The organism is Flavobacterium sp. UBA7680, assembly GCF_002482975.1.
GTDB lineage: Bacteria > Bacteroidota > Bacteroidia > Flavobacteriales > Flavobacteriaceae > Flavobacterium.
The window spans coordinates 124,979-146,473 of sequence record NZ_DLHA01000026.1; the positions used below are offsets into that span (position 1 = coordinate 124,979).

The window sequence follows — 21,495 nt, forward strand, 5'->3', positions numbered from 1 at the left end:
AGTTCGAGCCTCGTCTTTCGCTCTTCAAAAGCCTCAAACATTGTTTGAGGCTTTTTTGTTTCTGTTATTTTTTTAAACCATATAAGTGATATAAGTTATTATAAGTTTTTTGTCAAGCTTTTTTTAAATGAACTTATATAACTTATATGGTGGAAAACTTTATTTTAAACCGCTTAAATCGCTTTCTGGTTCTAGTTCTTCTGGAGTTTGGTTTTGTTTGAAGAGTCTTGCTTTTAGAGAACCTTTCAAAGTTATTTTATCTCCTTTTACTTCCAGCCAGCTTCCTTCTCTTAAACCTAAAACCGGAATTGCATTAAAAGCATGGAATTCTTTAATTCTGGTTTCGCGTGTTTCGCCCATATGCTGTGAATTCGTATCTGGATCTAAATAATGCGGATTCAAATTAAACGGAATCAATCCTAAAGTTTGAAAACTCGGCGGATAAATAATAGGCATATCGTTCGTAGTCTGCATTGATAAACCGCAAATGTTACTTCCGGCACTTGTTCCTAAATATGGAGTTCCGCTTTTAACTTTTTCGGCAAGCAATTGCATAATGTTGTTTTTATATAGCTGTGAAACAAGCAAAAAAGTGTTTCCGCCGCCGGTAAAAAAACCTTTGGCATTTTGTATGGCTTTTTCGGGGCTTTCAAATTCATGAATTCCCTGAAGTTTAATATTTATAGAAGCAAATACTTCTGCTGCTTTTTTGGTGTATTCTTCGTGGGATATTCCGCCAGGTCGTGCGTACGGAATAAATAAAACAGTGGTACAGTTTTTAAAATGTAATTGTAACGTAGGTAGTAAATAATCTAAATAACTGCCGCCGTGCAGTGTAGATGTGCTGGCGATGATAATGCTTTTCATAATTCTAAACTCAAATTCTATTTGATAAAGATATTAAAAAAAAGTCTGTCTAATATAATTGAGATATTGCAGTTTAATTAACATATTTTTACCAACTCATTAATACTAAATTTGGAAGACATTAGGATATTTTTACCTTTTTAATAATTCCCTAATATTTTCATTTTGACAAAGAATATTGTATTTTTTTTAGTTGCAGTTATAAGTCAGAATTCCTGGTCTCAAAATCAGGAACGTACGATTATAAACGGGAAAATTACGGCAAATACAAATGATTTGGAAGGAGTGTATGTTGTCAATTCTCAAACTGAGGTTATGACGACTACTGATGCATCCGGAGCCTTTTCTATTATGGCAAAACCGGATGATGTGCTTATTTTTTCTTCGATTCAGTTTAAAGAAAACAGGGTTTCTCTTGCCTGCGAAAATTTTACCGATTTGAATTTTACCGTAAGGATGAGTTTAGTCGTGCATCAATTGCAGGAAGTTATTGTAAAAAGATACGATAATATAAACGCTGTTTCTCTGGGAATTGTTCCGGCGGGACAAAAATCATATACAGAAGCCGAAAGAAAATTACGTACTGCTACAGCTTTAGATGCTACAGCAAGTGCTACAGGAATGGTAGGCGGGTCAATTTCTGCAGATCCTCTTTTTAACTTTTTTTCAGGCCGAACGGCAATGCTGAAAAAAGAAGTGGAAGTAGAGCAGAAGGAATTTTTCATGAGGCTTTTAGAGAAAATGTTTACGCTGGAACATTTTGTAGAACGCTTAAAAATTCCGGCAGAATATGTAAAAGGTTTTGAATATTACGCTGTCGAAAATAAGCAGTTTACAAATATTTTGAACTCTAAAAATAAAACTTCAACCGAATTTTTGCTAGGCGAATTAGCGGTAAAGTATAAAGAAATAATTGCGAGTGAAGTTAAATAATACCCTACATATAATTTTAATTCTATTTTTTGTTCAAATTGGTTTTGGGCAAAATGCATCTTCTAAAGAAATTTTAGGACAAATCTTCGAAAAAACTACTTCGGTTGACGGAGTGAATATTATTAATAACACGACACAAGTTTCGACTATTTCTGATGCCGACGGGAGGTTTTCTATTGTGGTTAAAGAAGGTGATGTTTTGGTTTTTTCAGCAGTAAATTTAGAGCCTTATAAACGCCGAATTTCTGCCGAGGATTTAACTTTAAGTGTGCTCGTGATTAAAATGACGGCAAAAGAGATTGAATTGAAAGAAGTTAAAGTGAATGACAATCATGGAATTACGACTGAAAATTTAGGAATAGTTCCGCATGGTCAAAAAACATATACCCCTGCAGAACGAAAAGTGTATACTGCAACTTCTACTTCTATAGATAAAATCCTCAATAAAATTTCAGGGCGTACCGCAATGTTAAAAAAAGAGGTAAATGTGGAAAAAAAGGAGATGCTTTTCAGAAAAATTGAGTATCTTTTTGATGAAAATTATTATACCGAAAGATTAAAAATTCCGGTAGATGATATCAAAGGATTTCAATTATATTGTGTGGATGATGCCGAATTTGCCGTATCTTTGAATACAAAGAATAAAACAATGAGTATGTTTTTAATAACAGAGTTAGCTCGAAAATATCTAATAATTCTCGAAAATGAAAAATAAACTAGGAGTATTCGTTGTTTGCTTATTTTGTCAAATAATGCTTGGGCAAAATGGCTTAAGAAGGTCGCTGCACGGTCAGGTTACAAACAAATCACTTGCTATAGAAAGTGGTTATGTTATGAATATTAATGCAAAATCCAGAACTTTTATTGGTCCGGGCGGATTGTTTGATATTTTGGCCCAGCCAAAAGACACTTTAGTTTTTACCGGTTTGGCTTTTCAGTCTAAAAAAATTGTTTTAACTGAAAAAGACTGTGCGCAAATACTTTTTTCTGTGCCTTTAGATTTGGTAAGTAATGAATTAAAAGAAGTGGTGGTTCGTAAAGATTTAAAAGTACAATCGTTAGATAAAAATTCACAGAAATATGTTGATATGCAGTTTGAAGACGATAAACTGTCGACTGCAAAAAATACGGTAATGTATTCTGATCAAACGATTAAATACGGAATGGATTTCGTGAGAATTTTTAAAGATGTTAAAAAACTTCTTTCTAAGAATGATGTAAAAGAAGAAGAAATCACGGATATTGCCTTTGTCGAATATTCTAAAGCCAATTTTAAACCTGATTTCTTTACTAAAACCTTAGGTTTGAAAAAAGACGAAGTTGATTTGTTTTTGATGTTCTGCTCTAATGATCCGGAATCAAAAAGACATCTTAATGAAGATCAAAAATTTGAGTTGATTGATTTTTTAATCAACAAAAATGCTGAATTTAAAAAAGTGAATGCCTCTCAATAATGAAAAAAATATTGATTTATCCTTTAATCGGGATATTGTTTCTATCGCTTTCTTCCTTTGCATTTCATAAATTTTATGTGGGTGTTTTTCAGGTTGAATATGCGGCAGAAAAAAAAATGATTCAAATTACATCCCGCATTTTTGTTGATGATTTGAATAATGCACTGGAGAAAAAATACCATAAAAAAACTTTCGTAGGAACAGAAAAGGAAACTCCGGCAGATCTTGATTTGTTAAAAAAATATCTTGCTGAAAATTTCACTATTAAGATAAACGGACAATCAAAACCGATTACTTTTTTGTCAAAAGAAGTGGAAAGTGACGATGTTTTAATCTGTTATTCGCGAATAAAAGATATCGATAAATTTAAATCGATCGAAATTTCAAATACTCTACTTGTGGACTGGAGTTCTGAACAGCAGAATATTACACATATTTCAGCATTTGGTACTAAAAGAAGTGTCCTCTTTACAGAATCTTCAAGGAAAGAATTGTTAAAGTATTAATTAATATGTTAAATTAATATTTTAATTGTTATTTTCACACCCTGACAAAAATTACCATTAGACTTTTATGAAAAAGCTTTCATTATTATTAATTTTTCCTGCAATGTTAGTTGCTCAGGAAAAAGCTGCGACACCTAAGCAGCAAGGCAGTTACGACACAAACAAATTCAGCCAGATGTACGATTTGCTGGCAACACCAAACATGTTTCGTACAGCTTCTGGAGCACCGGGACCTGCTTATTACCAACAACAGGCAGATTATAAAATTGATGTTGAATTAGATGATAAAAATTCAAAATTAACGGGTGCTGAAACGATCACATATTCTAACAATTCACCAGATACTTTAGAGTATTTATGGGTTCAGTTAGATCAAAATCAAGCGAGAGCAAATGGACAGACTTCTTTAGCAGAAGGAGAAAAAATCAATCAGGTTTTAGCTCTTGATGGTTTTTCATCTAAATATTTGAAAAAAGATTTAGAGCGCGGTTTTAATATCGAACAGATAAAAGACGCAAAAGGAGCTCCAATGTCTTATACGATCAACGAAACGATGATGCGTATTAATTTGGCTGCGCCTTTAAAACCGGGAGAAAAAATTTCATTTTCTATAAAATGGTGGTATAACATCAACAATTACAGAAAAGAAGGCGGACGTTCTGGTTATGAATTTTTCGAAAAAGACGGTAATAAATTATATGTAATTGCACAATTCTATCCTAGAATGGCGGTTTACAACGATGTTGAAGGATGGCAGAATATGCAGTTCTGGGGAAGCGGAGAGTTTGCTCTTCCTTTTGGAAACTTTGATGTAAATATTACAGTTCCTGCAGATCACGTTATTGATGCGACAGGAGAATTAACAAACAGAAGCGAAGTTTTTACAGCAGAACAAGTGAAACGTTACGAGCAGGCTCAAAAATCATTTGATAAACCTGTTGTTATTGTAACTCAGGCTGAAGCTGAAGCAGCTGAAAAAGGTTTTTCTGAAAAGAAAAAAACATGGAAATTCAGTGCTAAAAATGTTCGTGATTTCGGAATTGCTTCTTCTAGAAAATTCATTTACGATGCAATGGCTGTAAAAATTGGCGGCAGAACTGTTATGGCAGAATCTGTTTATCCAAAAGAAGCAAACCCACTTTGGGGAGAAACTTCAACATTGACAGTTGCACACACTTTAAAAAGCTATTCTTCTCATACTTTTGATTATCCTTATCCAAAAGCGGTTTCTGTTTCTGCAGAAGATCAGGGAATGGAATATCCAATGATTTGCTGGAATTTTGGTCGTCCTGATGAAAACGGTGTTACGACTAAAGAGGTTAAAAACGGAATGATTGGGGTTATTATTCACGAAGTTGGACACACGTTCTTCCCAATGATTGTAAACTCTGATGAGCGTCAATGGACTTGGATGGATGAAGGTTTAAATTCATTTTTAGAATATTTAGCAGAACAGGAATTAGATCCAACTTTCCCTTCAAGACGCGGACCTGCAAAAAATATTGTTCCTTATATGAGCGGTGATCAGAAATTCTTAGAGCCAATTATGTCTAACTCTGAAACGATTCACCAATTTGGCAATAACGCTTACGGAAAACCAGCTACAGGTCTTAATATTTTAAGAGAAGTAGTTATGGGAAGAGAATTGTTTGATTATGCATTTAAAACATACGCAAACAGATGGAAATTTAAACATCCAACTCCAGAGGATTTCTTTAGAACAATGGAAGATGCATCTGCAGTAGATTTAGATTGGTTTTTTAGAGGATGGTTTTATTCAACTGATTTTGTAGACATTGGAATTAAAGATGTAAAACAATATTATGTTTCTGAAACTCCAACTGCTGATATCAAAGATGTAAAAGTGAGAAAAGGTCGTTTTGGATTCGAAAAAGGTCCTTTTGTTTACTTAGTTTCAGGAGATAATCCGGAAGTTAGTGCTTCAAGCAAAAAAGCATTAAAATTAGAAGATGTAAAACCATTGGCTGATTATGTGAACCAGACTTTTAGCGCTGAGGAAAAAGCAAGCATCAAATCGCCTAAATATTTTTATGAAGTTGAATTCAATAGACCAGGCGGGATGATTATGCCAATTCTTGTTGAAATTACTTATGAAGATGGTACAAAAGATAATTACCAATATCCGGCACAAATTTGGAGAAAAAGTAATGAGACAGCTAAAAAAGTTTATGCAACTACAAAAGCTGTAAAAAGCATTCAGATAGATCCAAAATTACTAACGGCGGATATCGATGTAACGAATAATTCATGGCCAAAGGTTGAACAAAAATCAAAATTTGACTAAGAACAAACTAAAAAGACTCTGAAAAGAGTCTTTTTTTTTAAGTAAATTTTAAAACTGTGCGCTTCAAAATTTAATATCTTTGTGGCACAACAAAAATAAAAGATATGTTTGGTATAGGAGGAGGAGAATTAGTTTTCATACTGTTTATAGTACTAATGCTTTTTGGTTCAGACAAAGTGCCGGAAATTGCCCGTACAATGGGTAAAGCGATGGCGCAGTTAAAAAATGCAACCAACGATATAAAAAGTGAAATTCAAAAAGGTGCAGAGGCCAATGGTCTTGACACGAAATCTTTGACTGATATTACGGGTAATATTAACGCACAAATTAATGATGCAAAATCTAATTTGTTAGGTGATACTACTAATTTATCCAGTAATCTGTTAGGTGAAACTGCCACAGAAATCGACCAGGTAAAAGAAGACATTGAATCACTTTCGGGACCTATAAAACGCCAAAAATAATATGCTTGAAAAAATTGAAAAATTAGATATCAATTTGCTTGTATATCTAAACGGTTTAGGTTCTGAAACATATGATAAATTCTGGCTGATTATTACCGAACAGGTGTATTGGACTCCATTCTTTTTATTGTTGTTTTATCTTATTTATAAAAAGATAGGAGGAAAGCAAACTTTGTACATATTACTTTTTGTAGCAATTTTGCTTGCTTTTACAGATCAGACTTGTAATCTGTTTAAACATACTTTTCAGCGTTTACGCCCTTGTAATAATCCCGATATAAAGGCAGATTTAAGAATTCTAATAATTAGAAATTCTTTTAGTTTCTTTTCAGGGCATGCTGCAAATACAATGGCTGTTGCTACTTTCTTATATTTGGCTTTAAAACGCCACTTTAAATATTTAGGCTTTTTATTCTTATGGCCTTTAATTTTCGCTTATAGCCGAATTTATTTAGGATTACATTATCCGGGAGACATTCTAACAGGATATTTCTTTGGAGCTCTTTTCGGTTTCTTAATCTTTTTGGCTTACAGAAGGTTGAAACCGCAGTATTTTCCGGGATAATTTTTAAAGGTTCTGAGACTCTAAGATGCTAAGTTTCTAAGTTTTTTCATATAGAATTTAGATAAATTGCCTCCAGCTTTAGCTGGAGATTTTATAGATCAAATTAAGAAGGCTTTAGCCAAAATACACTAAGTATTTGGCTAAAGCCTTTTTCTTTTTTTAGCTTTATTATCTCCAGCTGAAGCTGGAGGCTATTGAAATTTTTATTTTACAATATTCTTGAAATCGTTTTAATTATTTTCAAGAATTTTTCTTTCACTCCATTCTAATCCGGAAGGGAGTTCTTGTTTGCTGAATTCGATATGAATAACTCTTCTTCTTTCGTTGTTTGTGGTTTTGTTTGAAGCGTGAAATAATAAAGGTTTCATAATCATGATTCCGCCTTTTTCGACTTCGCAGATTGTTTCTGTTTCGTTTTCAAAATCCAGAGTTTCGATTCTCAAAATTCCTTTTGAATGGGAATTATTGATAACTTTTAAAGCGCCATTGTCTTTTGTAGTGGTATCAATATGAATTCTAATGGTAAAATTATCTTCTAAAATTTCTTTCGGCGGCTGAACCGCAAACTGATTTTGTTTTACAGTCCAATTTTCAAAATTTTCGGCTTCCATTTTTTTATCTACAGAAATAGTTAAATCCTGATGATAAGCCACAAACCAATTTGATTTTTCTGGTTTATCGAAGTAAATCGATTTGGTAATGAAGTATCCTTTTCCAAAATTAGATTCAATAATATTTTTTAAATTTTGATTGAAAATAAAATCTAAGGTTTCAGGCACTTCTTTATGAAATTGTCTGATGGCAAATAAATCCTGAGATTTTCTAAAAGTAGCATTGTCAGAATCATTTTCGGTTACATTTTCGATTAATGAAATCAGTTTTTTGATTTCATTTTCAGTATAAACATTGTTTATTATTGCAAAACCTTCAGAGTTTATTTCGGTGCTGTAATTCATGATTAAATTCTTGTTGAATTTTTTTATAGAAGTAGAACCCAAGGTTTGTCATTTCGACGAAAGGAGAAATCGCACAAGTTGCTCGACAAAGATTGACGATTTTCTTTGTGGAATTTCTAGTGCGATTTCTCCTTTCGTCGAAATGACAAAAATGAGATTACAATACTCTGCTTACTGTCAATCCATCACGGATTGGTAATAAAACCGTTTCTACTCTTGGATCATCTTTCAAAAGCTGATTATATTCTAAAAGTACTTTTGTGCTAACATCATTTGGGTGAACCGGTTCTAGGATTTTTCCGCTCCACAAAACATTATCAGATAAAATAATACCGCCTTTATTCATCTTTGGAACAATCATTTCCCAGTAATTGAGGTAATTTTCCTTATCAGCATCAATAAATACCAAATCAAATTTTATATCAATAGTTGGGATAATATCAATTGCTTCGCCTAAATGCTGAAAAATTTGATTTCCCCAAGGCGATGCATCAAAATACTTTCTTTGAAAATCAATTAATTCTTCCTTAATATCAATAGTATGCAATTGCCCATTTTCCTGCATTCCTTCGCATAAACAAAGCGCAGCATAACCGGTGTAAGTCCCGATTTCAAGAATATTTACCGGACGTATTAATTTTGACAGCATGCTTAAAACACGGCCTTGAAAATGACCGCTTAACATTCTTGGTAAAAGTATTTTTTGGTACGTTTCTTTATTAAGTTTGGCTAATAATTCTGGCTCATTTTCAGAATGCTGCTCGATATAATCTTCTAATTCTTGTGATATAAAATGCATCTTATAGTTGTTCTAATTGAATGCAAAAATACAAAAAATATCCGCTGACTATTTTGCATAAAAAAACCATTCGTTTAGGCGAATGGCTTTCTGTTTTTAGTTCTAATTTGAAAATTATTTTTTCAAAGCTTCATTTACTTCTTTAGCTGTTTTCACAGTTCCGTCTTTTGCAGCTTTTGCAGCATTTTCAACTTTTTCAGCTCCCTTTTTAGTAGCATCTTTTACATCGGTTGCCGCTTTTTTAGCTCCGTCTTTTACATCCTGAACGGCATTTTCAGTAGCATCTTTTGCTTTTTCAGCAGCATTTTCTGTTTTGCTTACAGCGCTGTCTTTAACTTCTTCAATATCTGTTGTTAGAGAGTCAACTTTGTTTCCAAGAGTTAATTCTTCATCTGCAGGTTTAGGCTCTTTCTTTTCGCAAGATTGTAATCCCAAAGCTAATAATGCAACAACAGCGAAACTTAAAATTTGTTTTTTCATAATAAATTGTCTTTTTAGGTTATAAAATTTAAAAGGTTATAAAGTGGAATAATAAAAATACAAATTTTAAAATTATGGCGCGCTTTGTAAGATTACTTTTCTTTTGAGTGCAAGACAATTCTTGTGCCAAATTTTTCCTTTTTAGAACTGAAGACTTAAATTTTTAGAAAAATTATTTTTTGATAAAATTAAACGTGTTGTATTTGTTTAATTTACGTTAGTTGATAACTAAAACATTTTCGCTTTTTGCAAAATCGGTTAAAGTAATATTGAAAAATACAGTTAATTCTTTACCCGCTTTTACAACTCCAAGTGCAGCAGACGGAGGTGTCATTTCAAAATCAGTAAAAGTCATTTTGTTAGAACCCTGTAATACAAAATTACCATTATCATAGGTAGTTACTTTTACTTGTGTTTTGAAATCTTTACTAACTCCGGCAATAGTATAAGTTCCGGTTAAAACCCACATTGTTTCGTTTACTTTATCAGCAGATTTTAAAACATATCTAATGTTTTTATGTGTTTTGATATCTAAAGATTCGTAAGCGACATCATCCATACTGGTTTTACTGCTTTTAATACTTTCGGCTAATAATGTAATTGTCAAATTTTTAATATCAGTTATTTTAGAATCTGTGATAGTTAAATAGGCGCCGCCGGTTCCTTCTGTAGATTTCATAACCCAATCGTGTATATTAGAAGTTCCTGCAACTTCAAAAGTCGATTTTGTGAGGGTATATTTTCGCTGCGCATTTACTTGTAATGAAAATAGAATTACTACTGCTAATAAAATTGATTTGATCGTTTTCATTTGTTTGTGGTATTTAGTTAAATCTAAGATCAGTTCATAATTCATTTTGGGTTTGATTATAAATTCCTGTCTTTTTCTTAGATCAAATTTATTGCGAACGAATAGTAAAAGAACTGATAAAAATCATGGTTAAGATTATATTATATTATTATAGTAAAGGTTTAATTTAAGAATCATTCAAAAAAATGACAAAAGTGATTAACTTTGCAGCATGCAAATCGAGAAAAAAGACATAAGAGCCTTATCAAAAGATCAGTTACGAGATTTTTTTGTCGCAAATAATGACAAAGCATTCCGTGGAAATCAAGTGTATGAATGGCTTTGGAGCAAAGGAGCACACAGTTTTGAGGATATGACGAATGTTGCTAAAACAACACGTTCTATGCTTGAAGAAAATTTTGTTATCAATCATATTAAGGTTGATACCATGCAGAGAAGCAGCGACGGAACAGTTAAAAATGCGGTCCGCCTGCACGACGGATTAGTTGTAGAATCGGTTTTAATTCCAACAGAAACCAGAACAACAGCTTGTGTTTCAAGTCAGGTTGGGTGTAGTTTAGATTGTAATTTCTGTGCAACTGCACGTTTAAAAAGAATGCGAAATCTGGAGCCGGGAGAAATCTACGATCAGATTTTGGCAATTGATAAAGAAAGCCGTTTGTACCACAATCATCCGCTTTCGAATATTGTTTTTATGGGAATGGGCGAACCTTTAATGAATTATAATAATGTCATTAAAGCGATCGATATGGTTACATCGCCAGAAGGATTAGGAATGTCGCCAAAGCGTATTATGCTTTCGACATCAGGAATTCCGAAGATGATCAAGAAAATGGCCGATGATGATGTGAAATTCAAATTAGCAGTTTCCCTGCATTCCGCAATTGATGAAACCCGCGCTAAGATTATGCCTTTTAGTAAAAACTTTCCTTTGAAAGATTTGCGTGAAGCATTAGAATATTGGTACAGAAAGACCAAAAGCAAAATTTCATATGAATATGTAGTTTGGAAAGGAATCAACGACGATAAAGCTTCGATTGATGCGTTGGTAAAATTCTGTAAATACGTACCGTGTAAAGTCAATTTAATTGAATACAATCCAATTGATGATGGAGAATTTCAACAAGCTTCAGAAGAATCTATTTTAGCTTATATAAAAGCGTTAGAAAATATTGGAGTTGTTGTAAAAGTGCGTCGCAGCCGCGGAAAAGATATTGATGCAGCTTGCGGACAATTGGCAAACAAAGAAGCGGATGCCGTTTAGTCCCTACGGGACAAAAGTGGTATCGCGCAAATGTTGTCTACCGATATATAATCTCTACGAGATATACTCCGTTAGGAGTTACAAATAGGTAGCTAGTCCCTACAGAACAAGCAATATCGGGCAATGTTTTGCCTACCGATATTTAATCTCTCCGAGATATTCCAATAGAGTTGGTAAACATATACTCCGTTAGGAGTTACAGATCGGTAGAAAAATAATGATTAAAACGTAGAGAATGTCCCGTAGGGACTACATATAAATGTAAAATTTACGATATTATAAAAATTAAAAAAAGCATTAAAAACAAGGCTGAAATCTTGTTTTTAATGCTTTTTTTGTGGGCAAAAAGGGATCTTATTTTTTCAAATCTATTTCTTCTGTTACGCCGTCTTTTGTTACAGAAGCCAGAGTATCGCAATCTCCATTGCCATAATCAATAGTAGCCGAAGCCTCATTTTTAGTTATTTCAACAACTCCTTTTACTGGAAAAGATTTTCTGCATGAAGCTTTAAATTCCAGAGGAGTCGTAATTTCTGCAGCATAAGTATCTCCGTTTGGTAAAGTTGTAGTACCGCTTCCAGTCACTATAAAAACATTATCTTCCCAATTGAACCAAGTGTTGTAACCGGCAGTCATTTCTTTTACTAAAGAACCTTTTCTGATATAAACCTTTCCGTCATCAAAAGTAATAGTCAAATCAATTGCGGCAGTTAAAACCGGATGCGCTTCTGCCAATAAATCAGTCGATTTTACCGTTCTAATAATGCTTTTGCTTCCTTGAAGTTTTTTACCATTATGATAAAAACCTTCAAATGTATAACTGATCGTTTGTGTAGAAGCCGAAAAATCATTAGAAAATGAAACTACCATTTTTCCTTTTACCGTATTCCCGTTATCAAGCATACAGCCATCAACGCCAAAATCTATTGTTTTTGTAAAAGTATTATTCGTTAAAACTGTTGTAATAACAGCACATTCAGGCAAAAAGTGTTTTATGTTTCCAGAAGGTTTGCTGTTAACGTTTACCTGAGAGATAAACTGATCTTCAGCAATATTCGTAACATCTTCAATAGAGGCGTCTATTTTAGAATTTGCAATTATTTCGTCGTTAGTAATGACCTTACTAGTTCCGTCATTTGTGTTTTCATCAGAATTACAACTTGTAAATAATGATAAAGCGATACAGGTACCAATTAATAAAAATTTTGTTTTCATAATAAATAGTTTTTTTGGTTTTACTTTTCAATGAATTCAAATTAGTTATTAGATTGAGGTGTTTTTGGATTGTTTTTTTTAAATTAGTGCATATTTATAGATATACTAACATAAAATAGACAACGTTTTTTTATTTAAAATAGTATATTTGAAATCGAAATGAATATTACTTCACAAATAAAACAGCCTATTATTACCGAGATGGAACTTTTTGAAAAAAAGTTTCACGAATCGATGACTTCAAAGGTTGCGTTGCTAAACAGAATCACCTATTATATTGTAAACAGAAAAGGAAAACAAATGCGTCCGATGTTTGTTTTCTTGACAGCAAAAATGGTTTCTGGCGGCATTGTAAACGAAAGAACGTATCGAGGTGCTTCGGTTATTGAATTGATCCATACGGCAACTTTGGTGCATGATGATGTGGTGGACGACAGTAATCGCCGCCGTGGATTTTTCTCTATAAATGCACTTTGGAAAAACAAGATTGCTGTTTTAGTTGGAGATTATTTACTTTCAAAAGGATTACTGCTTTCTATCGATAATGGTGACTTTGATTTACTCCGAATCATTTCTGTAGCCGTTCGCGAAATGAGCGAAGGTGAATTACTTCAAATAGAAAAAGCCCGCAGACTCGACATTACCGAAGATGTTTATTATGAAATCATCCGAAAAAAGACCGCGACACTTATTGCGGCTTGTTGTGCTCTTGGCGCAAAATCGGTAATTGAAGATGATATTCAAGTGGAGAATATGCGCAAATTTGGCGAATTAATCGGAATGGCTTTCCAGATTAAAGACGACTTATTTGATTACAGCGAAGAAGCTATCGGAAAACCAACCGGAATCGATATTAAAGAGCAAAAAATGACTTTGCCTTTAATTCACGTTTTAAATACCTGTACTCCACAGGAAAAAAAGTGGTTGATAAACTCCATCAAAAACCACAACAAAGACAAAAAACGCGTAAAAGAAGTTATTGCCTTTGTAAAAGATAATAATGGTTTGGCTTACGCCGAAAACAAAATGGTGCAATTCCAGCAGGAAGCACTTTCACTTCTCCAAAACTTTGAAGATTCAGAGTATAAAGCTGCTTTGACTTTGATGGTGAATTATGTAATTGAGAGGAAAAAGTAATGTTTTTTAAATATGAAATAGATTTAAGTTTCTAAAAGCGAAATGTTAACTTGCTTGCCAATTTTGTTCTAATAAGGATTTCATTATTCGGTCAGAATCTTTACATTTTTTGCTTTCATTTTTATTCATGTATGATGTTATATAGTCATATTCTGCTTCTAGTTCCCTAAATATATTTTCTATAGTACAATTTTGATTACTTAATTCCGTTTTTAATAATGAGTAGTAAAGTATTTTACCAACATACCATTCTAAATGAAGCCACAAATTTGAGTACTCATTAATCATATCTCCCGAATGAACAATTTGGTTTCTATGTAAATATATCCTTTGTAGCTGATGCTCGATAGACTGCTTTGAACTATTTATACGATTAGATATCCATTTTAATTTTCCTTCACTAATTGGTTTGGCAAAATCTAAATATTCATATGCCAAAAGTTCAGAACATTCACTCAAACTTCTAAATCTATTTTCGATATCGCTATTATCAAGCAACCACTCATACCATTGTAATTGCCCTTTTGGAGTCGAAAAATCTTCAAATTCATTTATGTCTAAGGAAATAAAACAGTTTCCATTCTGTTTGTTTAAATTTTTTATTCTTTCTATTAATGAATTGAAATCTCTTGCGATAGCACCAATACTTAGCGATTTTCCCAAAATATGTTTTATACTCTCAATATCGCTATTAAAAATTCTATAAGGTAAAACTGTTTCTAATGAGGTCCATAATAATGAAAGAGAATTTTCTATGGATTTAGAGCCTAAAGCTAGATTGTAGTAATATATACTTTTTTGGAGAATTGGGTTTTCGGGATATTTTATTTCTGATTCATTATCAAAAACTATTTCTGTATTTCTGATTAATGAATCTCGTAAAGTATTTTTTCTAGAAGGAACACTTATTGGATCACCATTAATTGTTGCCCTGGTAAATCTTTTATTGTTTTCTCTTTTCCAAAAATTGTCTTTAAAATAATCTGTAAAGGGTACTAACGTTTTACGATCTCTTCCTATAACTAATTTCTTTAAAAGAATGTCATATTGACTTCTTATATGAGCATTTGGATCAATAGTACTAGCATCGTACCTTAATACCATATCACTTTTTCTCATTTTTTTGTATGTGGGTAAATTTTCAGTAATTTCGGAAACTTTTAATATTTCAATTGATTTAGATTCTTTTATAAGATTTATAAAATCCGTTGTTTCTTTGATTTCCTTTCCAATCCGAATCAAAAAAGTATAGTTTTCTGGATGAAAGTTGAAAAATGTAATTATTCGATTTACAGTAATTCGATATTTTTTTTCTATCCATCTTCGTAATACTTCATTAATTGAGGAAATGGAATATCCATTGTAGAGCATTAAAGATATATAGATGTCTATTAATAATGATAAGCGTTTTAAAGTTATGTGCGGATGGGATAGATCATGATAATTAATTTTTGTTAATTCTTTTATTAAGGAAGAGTAATAATATTTGTCTAATTGTACCTCAAATATTTTAAGTTGATGAGATAAGGCTCTAATTTCTGTTAAGTCTTTTGCAGCTGTATCAGAATTTATTTTTTTTACATCGTAATTTATTATGAAATCTTTTAAATCAGTAAAATATGTTTCAATGATTAAGTCTTGGCGAATGTTTTGTTTTATAAAAGTTGATCGAGCTTCTAACAAAACAGAGGAAAGATTTCTGTTTGTTCTTATTCTTTTAAATGATAGTTCACAAAGTTTAACAAGTTCTTTTAGTTGAGTATAACCATTTATTGTACGATGCTTTTTTGATATAGATTCTTCATAATCACATCGCTGTATTATTCTTTCAGATAAGAATTTTTCAAAAGGGGTCATATCTTTATGCCAATTATCTTTTCTCGTTACCCACATACAATTTAATTATTAATTTTTTATTAAAAATTTAAGCACTATAAAAATATGCTAAAAATTGATTGATAAATTTTTATTTTGATATTTTTTTATCTAATTAATTATTTTTTTAATCAAAATAATATTAAAATATAGATAAATATTCATTGTTTGTTGGTTTTTGCAAAAGAGTATAATTGATTTTTTCTCACCTTCATGCAACCATTTCAAATCGACATGCGTCTATGCTAATAGAAGTCTGTTTCTAAACCAAAACCGAAAAGCTTATTAATGAAAATTATTCATTTACATCAAGAAGAAACTAAAATCATAAAGCTTGCTGTCGAAAATAATCGACAAGCACAGCAGCAGATTTACAGTAAGTTTTCTTCGAAAATGTTAAGTGTCTGCCGACAATATATAAAAGATATTCAGCTGGCAGAAGATGTAATGATTACAGCTTTCATGAAAGTATTTACGAATCTGAAAAACTTTGAACATAAAGGAAGTTTTGAAGGCTGGATTCGCCGAATTATAGTTAACGAATGTATTTCTTATTTAAGAGTTCAGAAAAAAGTAAAATTTACCGAAGATGAATTTTTTACAGAAGAAAGTTTCAACGAAATCGACAGTCAGTTTACCGTTGATCAGATTCAGTTTTTAATTGATGCTCTGCCGGACGGTTATAAAATGGTTTTCAATTTATATGCTATTGAAGGATATAAACATAATGAGATTGCCAAGATGTTAGGAATTAATGAAGGAACATCAAAATCGCAATTATCGCACGCCAGGAAAATGCTGCAAACACAAATTACTATTCTAAAAAAACAAGATAATGGAACCGAATAATTTTGAAAAGGATTTCCGTGAAAAACTAAACCAACGCAAAATTGAACCAAGTGAAAAAGCCTGGGACCGATTAGATGCGATGTTGAGTGTTGCAGAAGAAACTAAAAAACCAAGAAAAAATAGAAAATGGCTATACATTGCCGCCAGTATTGTTGGATTTTTATTAGTTGGAACTTTCTTTTTCAATCAAAAGAAAGATGCGATTGAAACACCTAAAACTGTTGTAATTGAAGAGAATATTAAAAAAGATTCTGTTGCTAAACCAGTTTTGAATAAAGTTGAATCCGTTCAAACTGAAATTGTAATTGCCGAAAAATCTCCAACAGAAACTGCAGCGCAAAAATCAAATAAACAAGAAAATAACTCTAATCAAACACCAAATAAAACCATTAAAAATGAATCAAATCAAATAGCGGAGTCTTCAGTCATCATCAAAAATAATCAAGAAAAACAATCAAATACAAATCCAATCGCAATTACCGAAAATCCTAAAAAAGAGAACACAGATCAATTACTCGAAGCGGCCGAAAAAACCGTTTTGGCTCAAAGTTCAGTAAAAAAATCAAAAGTAAAAATCAATGCTTCTGATTTACTGAATCAAGTCGATGGCGAATTAGAACTTTCGTTTAGAGAAAAAGTAATTACAAAAGTCAACAAAAACTATCAAACCGTAAAAGTCGCTTTAGCAAACAGAAATCAGCAGGAGAAAGAATAAAGAAGCAAGAAACAAGAAACAAAAGTACAGATTTTCAGTTCCGAAGGAACGATCCATATTGTAGCGTCGGGTTTCAACCCGATGGAGATGCAATAAAGAAGCGAGAAATAGGAATATAGATTTTCAGTTCCGAAGGAACGATTCATATTGTAGCGTCGGGTTTTCAACCCGATGGAGATGCAATAAAAAAGCAAGAAAATAGAATATAGGTTTTCAGTTCCGAAGGAACGATTCATATTGTAGCGTCGGGTTTTAACCCGATGGAGACAGAATAAAAAATTTACCATTAATAATTAACAATTCACAATTAAAAAAATCATCATCAATCACAATCAAATTAAAAAATCAATCATGAAAAATTTTACCATTTACCTCGTAATCCTCGTTTTCTTATTCGTAAGTAAAGTACTGGGGCAGGAAACCTTTGAATCAAGAGCAAAGCAAATTGCCAATAAGATTGAAAAGATTACCAAAGAAGAAAAAGAAACCTTAAAACAAGAAATTGAAGCCGTAAATATTCAATTATCAGAAGGAAAAATTACACAAGAACAAGCTGATAAACGCAAAAAAGAATTGGCAGAAGCCCGTGCTGTAATTATAGAAGAAAAAGTGACTTTGGCACAAAACGAACTGAATGATTTGGTTCAGCAAAAAGTCGACGGAAAAATCAAGGAAGATTCTTCTAAAGTCTACATGATTCGATGGAAATCTAACAGACATGATAAAGATTCTATTCACGGCGAAAAAAGAACAACATCACAATTTGTATTTGCAATGGGTTTAAACAATACAATGATCGACGGAAAACTACAAGATTCAAATTACCGTTTTATGGGTTCGCATTTTTACGAATGGGGTTTTACCTATAACTCAAGATTAATGAAAAACGATAATCTGCTGCATGCAAAATACGGACTTTCGTTAATGTATAATAATATTCGCCCAACAGATAACAGAAGTTTTGTAGTAGACGGCGATCAAACCAATTTGGTAGAAAATCCGGTTCATTTGACAGAATCTCGTTTTAGAAACGTGTATTTGGTTGCTCCGGTTCACTTAGAATTTGATTTTACAAAAGCAGGCGAAAACAACGGGAAAAAATATTTCAAAACACATAAAAGTTTCCGTTTTGGAGTGGGAGGTTACGCCGGAATCAATGTAAAATCAAAGCAGATTTTAAAATTTGAAGAAGACGATTTAAAATATAAAACCACAATTAAAGGTGATTATAATGTAAATAATTTTATCTACGGTTTGAGTTCTTACATTGGTTACAGAGAATTGAGTTTGTATTTTAAATACGATTTAAATCCCATATTTCAGGATAATTTAACCAAAGAAAATAATGTTTCTTTAGGATTGCGTCTTGATTTGAATTGAGAATAAAGTTTGAGTTTAGTTAGTAGAAAAAGTGCTTCGAAAGAGGCACTTTTTTTATTTTAAATTCTAAAAATTCAAGATTGATTTATGTACTTTTACAAGCTATAATTTTTAAAAAATAAATTACGTTTTGATTTCACAAAGTACAATAGATTCTGTTTTTGAAACTGCTCGCGTTGAGGAGGTTATTGGTGATTTTGTCAATTTAAAGCGCGCAGGAAGTAACTACAAAGGTTTGAGCCCTTTCTCTGATGAGCGCTCGCCTTCGTTTATGGTTTCACCTGCAAAAGGAATCTGGAAAGATTTTAGTTCCGGAAAAGGCGGGAATTCAGTTGCTTTTTTGATGGAACACTCGCATTTTACTTATCCCGAAGCCATTCGTTATTTAGCCAAAAAATACAATATTGAAATCGAAGAAACCGAACAGACAGATGCTGAAAAGGCAATGACGGATGTTCGTGAAAGTATGTATCTGGTTTCAGAATTTGCTGCAAAGTATTTTGAGGATGTTATGGCTAATACCGAAGAAGGAAAAGCCATCGGTTTATCTTATTTTAAAGAAAGAGGATTTACTGCCGAAACGATCAAAAAATTTAATTTAGGATATTCACCAGAAACCTGGGATGCATTGACGAAAGAAGCACTAGGAAAAGGCTATAAATTAGAATTTCTGGAAAGTACAGGTTTAACAATTGCCAGAGAAGACCGTCCTTTTGACCGTTTTAAAGGGCGTGTAATGTTCCCAATTCATAGTATGTCGGGGCGTGTTTTAGGCTTTGGAGGACGTATTTTAACCAACGATAAAAAAGCAGCAAAATACCTCAATTCACCCGAAAGTGATATTTACCATAAAAGTAAAGTGCTTTACGGAATTTATCAGGCAAAACAATCAATCGCAAAACAAAATAATTGCTATTTGGTGGAAGGTTATACTGATGTTATTCAATTTAATCAAGCCGGAATTGAGAATGTTGTAGCTTCTTCAGGAACCGCTTTAACGCCAGATCAAATTCGATTGGTTAATCGTTTGACGAAAAATATTACGGTACTTTTTGATGGTGACGCTGCCGGATTACGAGCTTCTATTCGAGGAATCGATTTGATTTTGGAAGAAGGTATGAATGTTAGAGTTTGTACTTTTCCTGATGGAGATGATCCTGATAGTTTTGCCCGCAAAAATTCACATGATGCATTAGTTGCTTATTTAGAAGAAAACAGTAAAGATTTTATACAGTTTAAGGCTTCGATCTTGATGAATGAAGCTAAAAACGATCCAATCAAAAAAGCAGATTTGATTCGTGATATGGTAACTAGTATTTCTAAAATACCAGACCGTATTCAGCGTGAAGTATATATTCAGGAATGTGCCCGAATTATGGACATTTCGGAGCAGGTTTTGGTAAGTACGCTTGCGCAGTTAATTCAAAAAGATCTTGCAGACGCTAATAAAAAACAAAAGCAGGAACAAAAACCTTTTGATATTGTTAGAAATCAGCCTTCAAAAAATGCCAATTATTCTGGAGGAGATCCCGAAGATCCAAGAAATGGACCGCCAGATGATTATCCGGGCGATTTTGGATATCCGGCAGAGCAGGAGAAAGTAGATATCTTATACGGTTTCGAAAGAAAAATTATTGAAATATTATTGCTTTACGGAAGTGTAGAAGAAGATTTTGAAGATGTTTTCCTGAAAGCAGATGAAGAAGGAAATGTTAAAGAAGTCAGTGAAAAACGAAAATACAGGGTTTTTGAAAAAGTCTATTTAAGTCTTCAGGAGGATGAAGTAGAATTATCAAATACGTTATTTCAAAATATTTACACCAATATTATTGAATTCTATAATCAAAATGAAGCTTTTAGTCTTGATAAATATTTGATGCACTTACAACCTGATTTTGCGCAGGAAGTAACCAATATTTTAATGGAAGATGAAAAAGTAAACATTCATAACTGGGAAGGACAGAATATTTTTCCGAAACATAAAAACGAAACCATCGAACAAAATGTTTCTGATACTATATTTTCTATGAGATGGTTTTTGGTTTCAAAACTTATTCATGAATTAAAAAATTCACTTATTTCTGATCCACAAGAAGATAATTCAGAATTATTGATGATGGTAGTAGATTATTCTAAATTATTGAATAATTTCTCTAAAAAGCTAGGAAGGGTAGTAGTTCCTTACCATGGCGGATAAAAATCAAAAAGCTCTATAGTGATAAACAATATAGAGCTTTTTTTATGGTCGATGATTCTGGCCTAAGCGAATCAGGATACCATCAAATTAAATAATTTCTAAAGTCTTAGCCTTATTTACTAAGTCTACTAAATTAGTAACATTTAATTTAGTTAATAATCTTAGTTTGTAAGTACTGATCGTTTTCTCGTTCAGATTTAAGATTTTAGAAATCTCATTGTTTTTCTTACCATCACTTAAATAACGTAAAACCTCGATTTCACGGTTAGAAAGTTTTCTGTACAAACGTTCGCTCTTGCTTTGTTTAGCAATAAGGGCCATGTTTTTGCGAACTGTTTCGTTGATGATAATTTTCCCTTCGTGTACTTTAATAATAGAAAGACCTAAAGTTTCAAGTTTTTCTGTTTTGTGCACATACCCGGATACTCCTGCTTTAATAGCATTTGGAGCATACATTTGCTCAGCTAGGTCACTGAAAATTACAATTTTTGTCTTCGGGAAATTTTTCAAGATTGATTTAACTTCGAAGATACTTGAAAGTCCTTCTAATTCTAGATCTAAGATTAGGATGTCGATTTCCTTCGTTTGAAGAATATCTCTAACCATTGAAAAATTGCCTACGTTGGCAACAATTGAAATTTGATCGTGGTCTTTGAAATAAGACTTAACGCCAAAGTGAGTCACAGGATGATTGTCTGCAAGACATACTTTAATCATAATTTT

General features: G+C 32.4%; 21 protein-coding genes. 13 read left to right on the plus strand and 8 right to left on the minus strand.

Going from position 1 to position 21,495, the window contains the following annotated elements:
* Window positions 1-159 precede the first annotated feature (159 nt).
* Window positions 160-867 (minus strand): dipeptidase PepE, encoded by a 708-nt coding sequence (gene pepE, locus B3C18_RS10365; RefSeq protein WP_291146355.1) that lies wholly within the window; start codon window positions 865-867, stop codon window positions 160-162.
* A 165-nt stretch (window positions 868-1,032) separates the two neighbouring features.
* Between pepE and B3C18_RS10370 the strand changes: the two genes are divergently transcribed.
* From B3C18_RS10370 to B3C18_RS10400, 7 genes are all read left to right on the plus strand, one after another.
* Window positions 1,033-1,800, plus strand: coding sequence for a carboxypeptidase-like regulatory domain-containing protein (locus tag B3C18_RS10370; protein ID WP_291146357.1), 768 nt, complete (start codon window positions 1,033-1,035; stop codon window positions 1,798-1,800).
* Window positions 1,787-2,515 carry a carboxypeptidase-like regulatory domain-containing protein gene (locus B3C18_RS10375; RefSeq protein ID WP_291146359.1) on the plus strand — a complete coding sequence of 243 codons (729 nt, stop codon included), beginning with the start codon at window positions 1,787-1,789 and terminating at the stop codon, window positions 2,513-2,515. The genes B3C18_RS10370 and B3C18_RS10375 overlap by 14 nt, the downstream gene beginning before the upstream one ends.
* Window positions 2,505-3,254 carry a hypothetical protein gene (locus tag B3C18_RS10380; protein WP_053472065.1) on the plus strand — a complete coding sequence of 250 codons (750 nt, stop codon included), beginning with the start codon at window positions 2,505-2,507 and terminating at the stop codon, window positions 3,252-3,254. Before B3C18_RS10375 ends, B3C18_RS10380 begins: the two co-directional genes overlap by 11 nt.
* The gene (locus B3C18_RS10385) at window positions 3,254-3,760 is read left to right on the plus strand and encodes a DUF6702 family protein (RefSeq protein ID WP_291146361.1); all 507 of its coding nucleotides are present in this window, start codon (window positions 3,254-3,256) and stop codon (window positions 3,758-3,760) included. Before B3C18_RS10380 ends, B3C18_RS10385 begins: the two co-directional genes overlap by 1 nt.
* 67 nt (window positions 3,761-3,827) lie before the next feature.
* Window positions 3,828-6,065: a M1 family metallopeptidase gene (locus B3C18_RS10390; protein ID WP_291146363.1), complete on the plus strand. Its 2,238-nt coding sequence runs from the start codon at window positions 3,828-3,830 to the stop codon at window positions 6,063-6,065.
* Window positions 6,066-6,169: 104 nt separating this feature from the next.
* Window positions 6,170-6,529: a Sec-independent protein translocase subunit TatA/TatB gene (locus tag B3C18_RS10395; protein WP_291146365.1), complete on the plus strand. Its 360-nt coding sequence runs from the start codon at window positions 6,170-6,172 to the stop codon at window positions 6,527-6,529.
* Window position 6,530: 1 nt separating this feature from the next.
* A complete protein-coding gene (locus B3C18_RS10400) occupies window positions 6,531-7,094 on the plus strand; it encodes a phosphatase PAP2 family protein (protein ID WP_291146367.1) in 564 nt (187 codons plus the stop codon).
* 230 nt (window positions 7,095-7,324) lie between these two features.
* Here the strand turns inward: B3C18_RS10400 and B3C18_RS10405 are convergent, their stop codons facing one another.
* The 4 genes from B3C18_RS10405 to B3C18_RS10420 all read right to left on the minus strand — a co-directional run bounded on the left by B3C18_RS10405 (window position 7,325) and on the right by B3C18_RS10420 (window position 10,140).
* Window positions 7,325-8,050: a phytanoyl-CoA dioxygenase family protein gene (locus B3C18_RS10405; RefSeq protein ID WP_291146369.1), complete on the minus strand. Its 726-nt coding sequence runs from the start codon at window positions 8,048-8,050 to the stop codon at window positions 7,325-7,327.
* Window positions 8,051-8,207: 157 nt separating this feature from the next.
* Window positions 8,208-8,849, minus strand: coding sequence for an O-methyltransferase (locus tag B3C18_RS10410; RefSeq protein ID WP_291146371.1), 642 nt, complete (start codon window positions 8,847-8,849; stop codon window positions 8,208-8,210).
* 114 nt (window positions 8,850-8,963) lie between these two features.
* On the minus strand, window positions 8,964-9,329 hold the full coding sequence (locus B3C18_RS10415) for a hypothetical protein (protein WP_291146373.1): 366 nt from the start codon (window positions 9,327-9,329) through the stop codon (window positions 8,964-8,966).
* 217 nt (window positions 9,330-9,546) lie between these two features.
* Window positions 9,547-10,140: a YceI family protein gene (locus B3C18_RS10420; RefSeq protein WP_291146375.1), complete on the minus strand. Its 594-nt coding sequence runs from the start codon at window positions 10,138-10,140 to the stop codon at window positions 9,547-9,549.
* Between the two features lie 211 nt (window positions 10,141-10,351).
* Between B3C18_RS10420 and rlmN the strand changes: the two genes are divergently transcribed.
* Window positions 10,352-11,404, plus strand: coding sequence for a 23S rRNA (adenine(2503)-C(2))-methyltransferase RlmN (gene rlmN, locus B3C18_RS10425; protein ID WP_291146377.1), 1,053 nt, complete (start codon window positions 10,352-10,354; stop codon window positions 11,402-11,404).
* A gap of 354 nt (window positions 11,405-11,758) precedes the next feature.
* Here rlmN and B3C18_RS10430 read toward each other — a convergent pair whose 3' ends face one another.
* The gene (locus B3C18_RS10430) at window positions 11,759-12,619 is read right to left on the minus strand and encodes a hypothetical protein (RefSeq protein ID WP_291146379.1); all 861 of its coding nucleotides are present in this window, start codon (window positions 12,617-12,619) and stop codon (window positions 11,759-11,761) included.
* 159 nt (window positions 12,620-12,778) lie between these two features.
* On the opposite strand from B3C18_RS10430, the gene B3C18_RS10435 reads away from it, so the two are divergent.
* Window positions 12,779-13,756, plus strand: coding sequence for a polyprenyl synthetase family protein (locus B3C18_RS10435; protein WP_291146381.1), 978 nt, complete (start codon window positions 12,779-12,781; stop codon window positions 13,754-13,756).
* Between the two features lie 45 nt (window positions 13,757-13,801).
* On the opposite strand, the gene B3C18_RS10440 is transcribed toward B3C18_RS10435, so the two are convergent.
* The gene (locus tag B3C18_RS10440; RefSeq protein ID WP_291146383.1) at window positions 13,802-15,649 is read right to left on the minus strand and encodes a hypothetical protein; all 1,848 of its coding nucleotides are present in this window, start codon (window positions 15,647-15,649) and stop codon (window positions 13,802-13,804) included.
* 270 nt (window positions 15,650-15,919) lie between these two features.
* Between B3C18_RS10440 and B3C18_RS10445 the strand changes: the two genes are divergently transcribed.
* From B3C18_RS10445 to dnaG, 4 genes are all read left to right on the plus strand, one after another.
* Window positions 15,920-16,480 carry an RNA polymerase sigma factor gene (locus B3C18_RS10445; RefSeq protein WP_291146385.1) on the plus strand — a complete coding sequence of 187 codons (561 nt, stop codon included), beginning with the start codon at window positions 15,920-15,922 and terminating at the stop codon, window positions 16,478-16,480.
* Window positions 16,467-17,195: a hypothetical protein gene (locus tag B3C18_RS10450; RefSeq protein WP_291146387.1), complete on the plus strand. Its 729-nt coding sequence runs from the start codon at window positions 16,467-16,469 to the stop codon at window positions 17,193-17,195. Before B3C18_RS10445 ends, B3C18_RS10450 begins: the two co-directional genes overlap by 14 nt.
* 351 nt (window positions 17,196-17,546) lie before the next feature.
* Window positions 17,547-18,575, plus strand: coding sequence for a hypothetical protein (locus tag B3C18_RS10455; RefSeq protein ID WP_291146389.1), 1,029 nt, complete (start codon window positions 17,547-17,549; stop codon window positions 18,573-18,575).
* A 130-nt stretch (window positions 18,576-18,705) separates the two neighbouring features.
* Window positions 18,706-20,772 (plus strand): DNA primase, encoded by a 2,067-nt coding sequence (gene dnaG, locus B3C18_RS10460; RefSeq protein WP_291146391.1) that lies wholly within the window; start codon window positions 18,706-18,708, stop codon window positions 20,770-20,772.
* A gap of 87 nt (window positions 20,773-20,859) precedes the next feature.
* Here dnaG and B3C18_RS10465 read toward each other — a convergent pair whose 3' ends face one another.
* Entirely contained in the window at window positions 20,860-21,489 is a 630-nt protein-coding gene (locus B3C18_RS10465; protein WP_026730588.1) for a response regulator transcription factor, read from the minus strand.
* Between the last annotated feature and the right edge of the window lie 6 nt (window positions 21,490-21,495).

Coding starts and splice junctions, on each gene's coding strand:
- B3C18_RS10465 (WP_026730588.1), bottom strand. CDS start 21,489: ATGATTAAAGTATGTCTTGCAGACAATCATCCTGTGACTCACTTTGGC.
- B3C18_RS10435 (WP_291146381.1), top strand. CDS start 12,779: ATGAATATTACTTCACAAATAAAACAGCCTATTATTACCGAGATGGAA.
- B3C18_RS10420 (WP_291146375.1), bottom strand. CDS start 10,140: ATGAAAACGATCAAATCAATTTTATTAGCAGTAGTAATTCTATTTTCA.
- B3C18_RS10380 (WP_053472065.1), top strand. CDS start 2,505: ATGAAAAATAAACTAGGAGTATTCGTTGTTTGCTTATTTTGTCAAATA.
- B3C18_RS10410 (WP_291146371.1), bottom strand. CDS start 8,849: ATGCATTTTATATCACAAGAATTAGAAGATTATATCGAGCAGCATTCT.
- B3C18_RS10455 (WP_291146389.1), top strand. CDS start 17,547: ATGAAAAATTTTACCATTTACCTCGTAATCCTCGTTTTCTTATTCGTA.
- B3C18_RS10395 (WP_291146365.1), top strand. CDS start 6,170: ATGTTTGGTATAGGAGGAGGAGAATTAGTTTTCATACTGTTTATAGTA.
- B3C18_RS10415 (WP_291146373.1), bottom strand. CDS start 9,329: ATGAAAAAACAAATTTTAAGTTTCGCTGTTGTTGCATTATTAGCTTTG.
- pepE (WP_291146355.1), bottom strand. CDS start 867: ATGAAAAGCATTATCATCGCCAGCACATCTACACTGCACGGCGGCAGT.
- B3C18_RS10430 (WP_291146379.1), bottom strand. CDS start 12,619: ATGAAAACAAAATTTTTATTAATTGGTACCTGTATCGCTTTATCATTA.
- B3C18_RS10440 (WP_291146383.1), bottom strand. CDS start 15,649: ATGTGGGTAACGAGAAAAGATAATTGGCATAAAGATATGACCCCTTTT.
- B3C18_RS10445 (WP_291146385.1), top strand. CDS start 15,920: ATGAAAATTATTCATTTACATCAAGAAGAAACTAAAATCATAAAGCTT.
- rlmN (WP_291146377.1), top strand. CDS start 10,352: ATGCAAATCGAGAAAAAAGACATAAGAGCCTTATCAAAAGATCAGTTA.
- B3C18_RS10385 (WP_291146361.1), top strand. CDS start 3,254: ATGAAAAAAATATTGATTTATCCTTTAATCGGGATATTGTTTCTATCG.
- B3C18_RS10400 (WP_291146367.1), top strand. CDS start 6,531: ATGCTTGAAAAAATTGAAAAATTAGATATCAATTTGCTTGTATATCTA.
- B3C18_RS10390 (WP_291146363.1), top strand. CDS start 3,828: ATGAAAAAGCTTTCATTATTATTAATTTTTCCTGCAATGTTAGTTGCT.
- B3C18_RS10450 (WP_291146387.1), top strand. CDS start 16,467: ATGGAACCGAATAATTTTGAAAAGGATTTCCGTGAAAAACTAAACCAA.
- B3C18_RS10405 (WP_291146369.1), bottom strand. CDS start 8,050: ATGAATTACAGCACCGAAATAAACTCTGAAGGTTTTGCAATAATAAAC.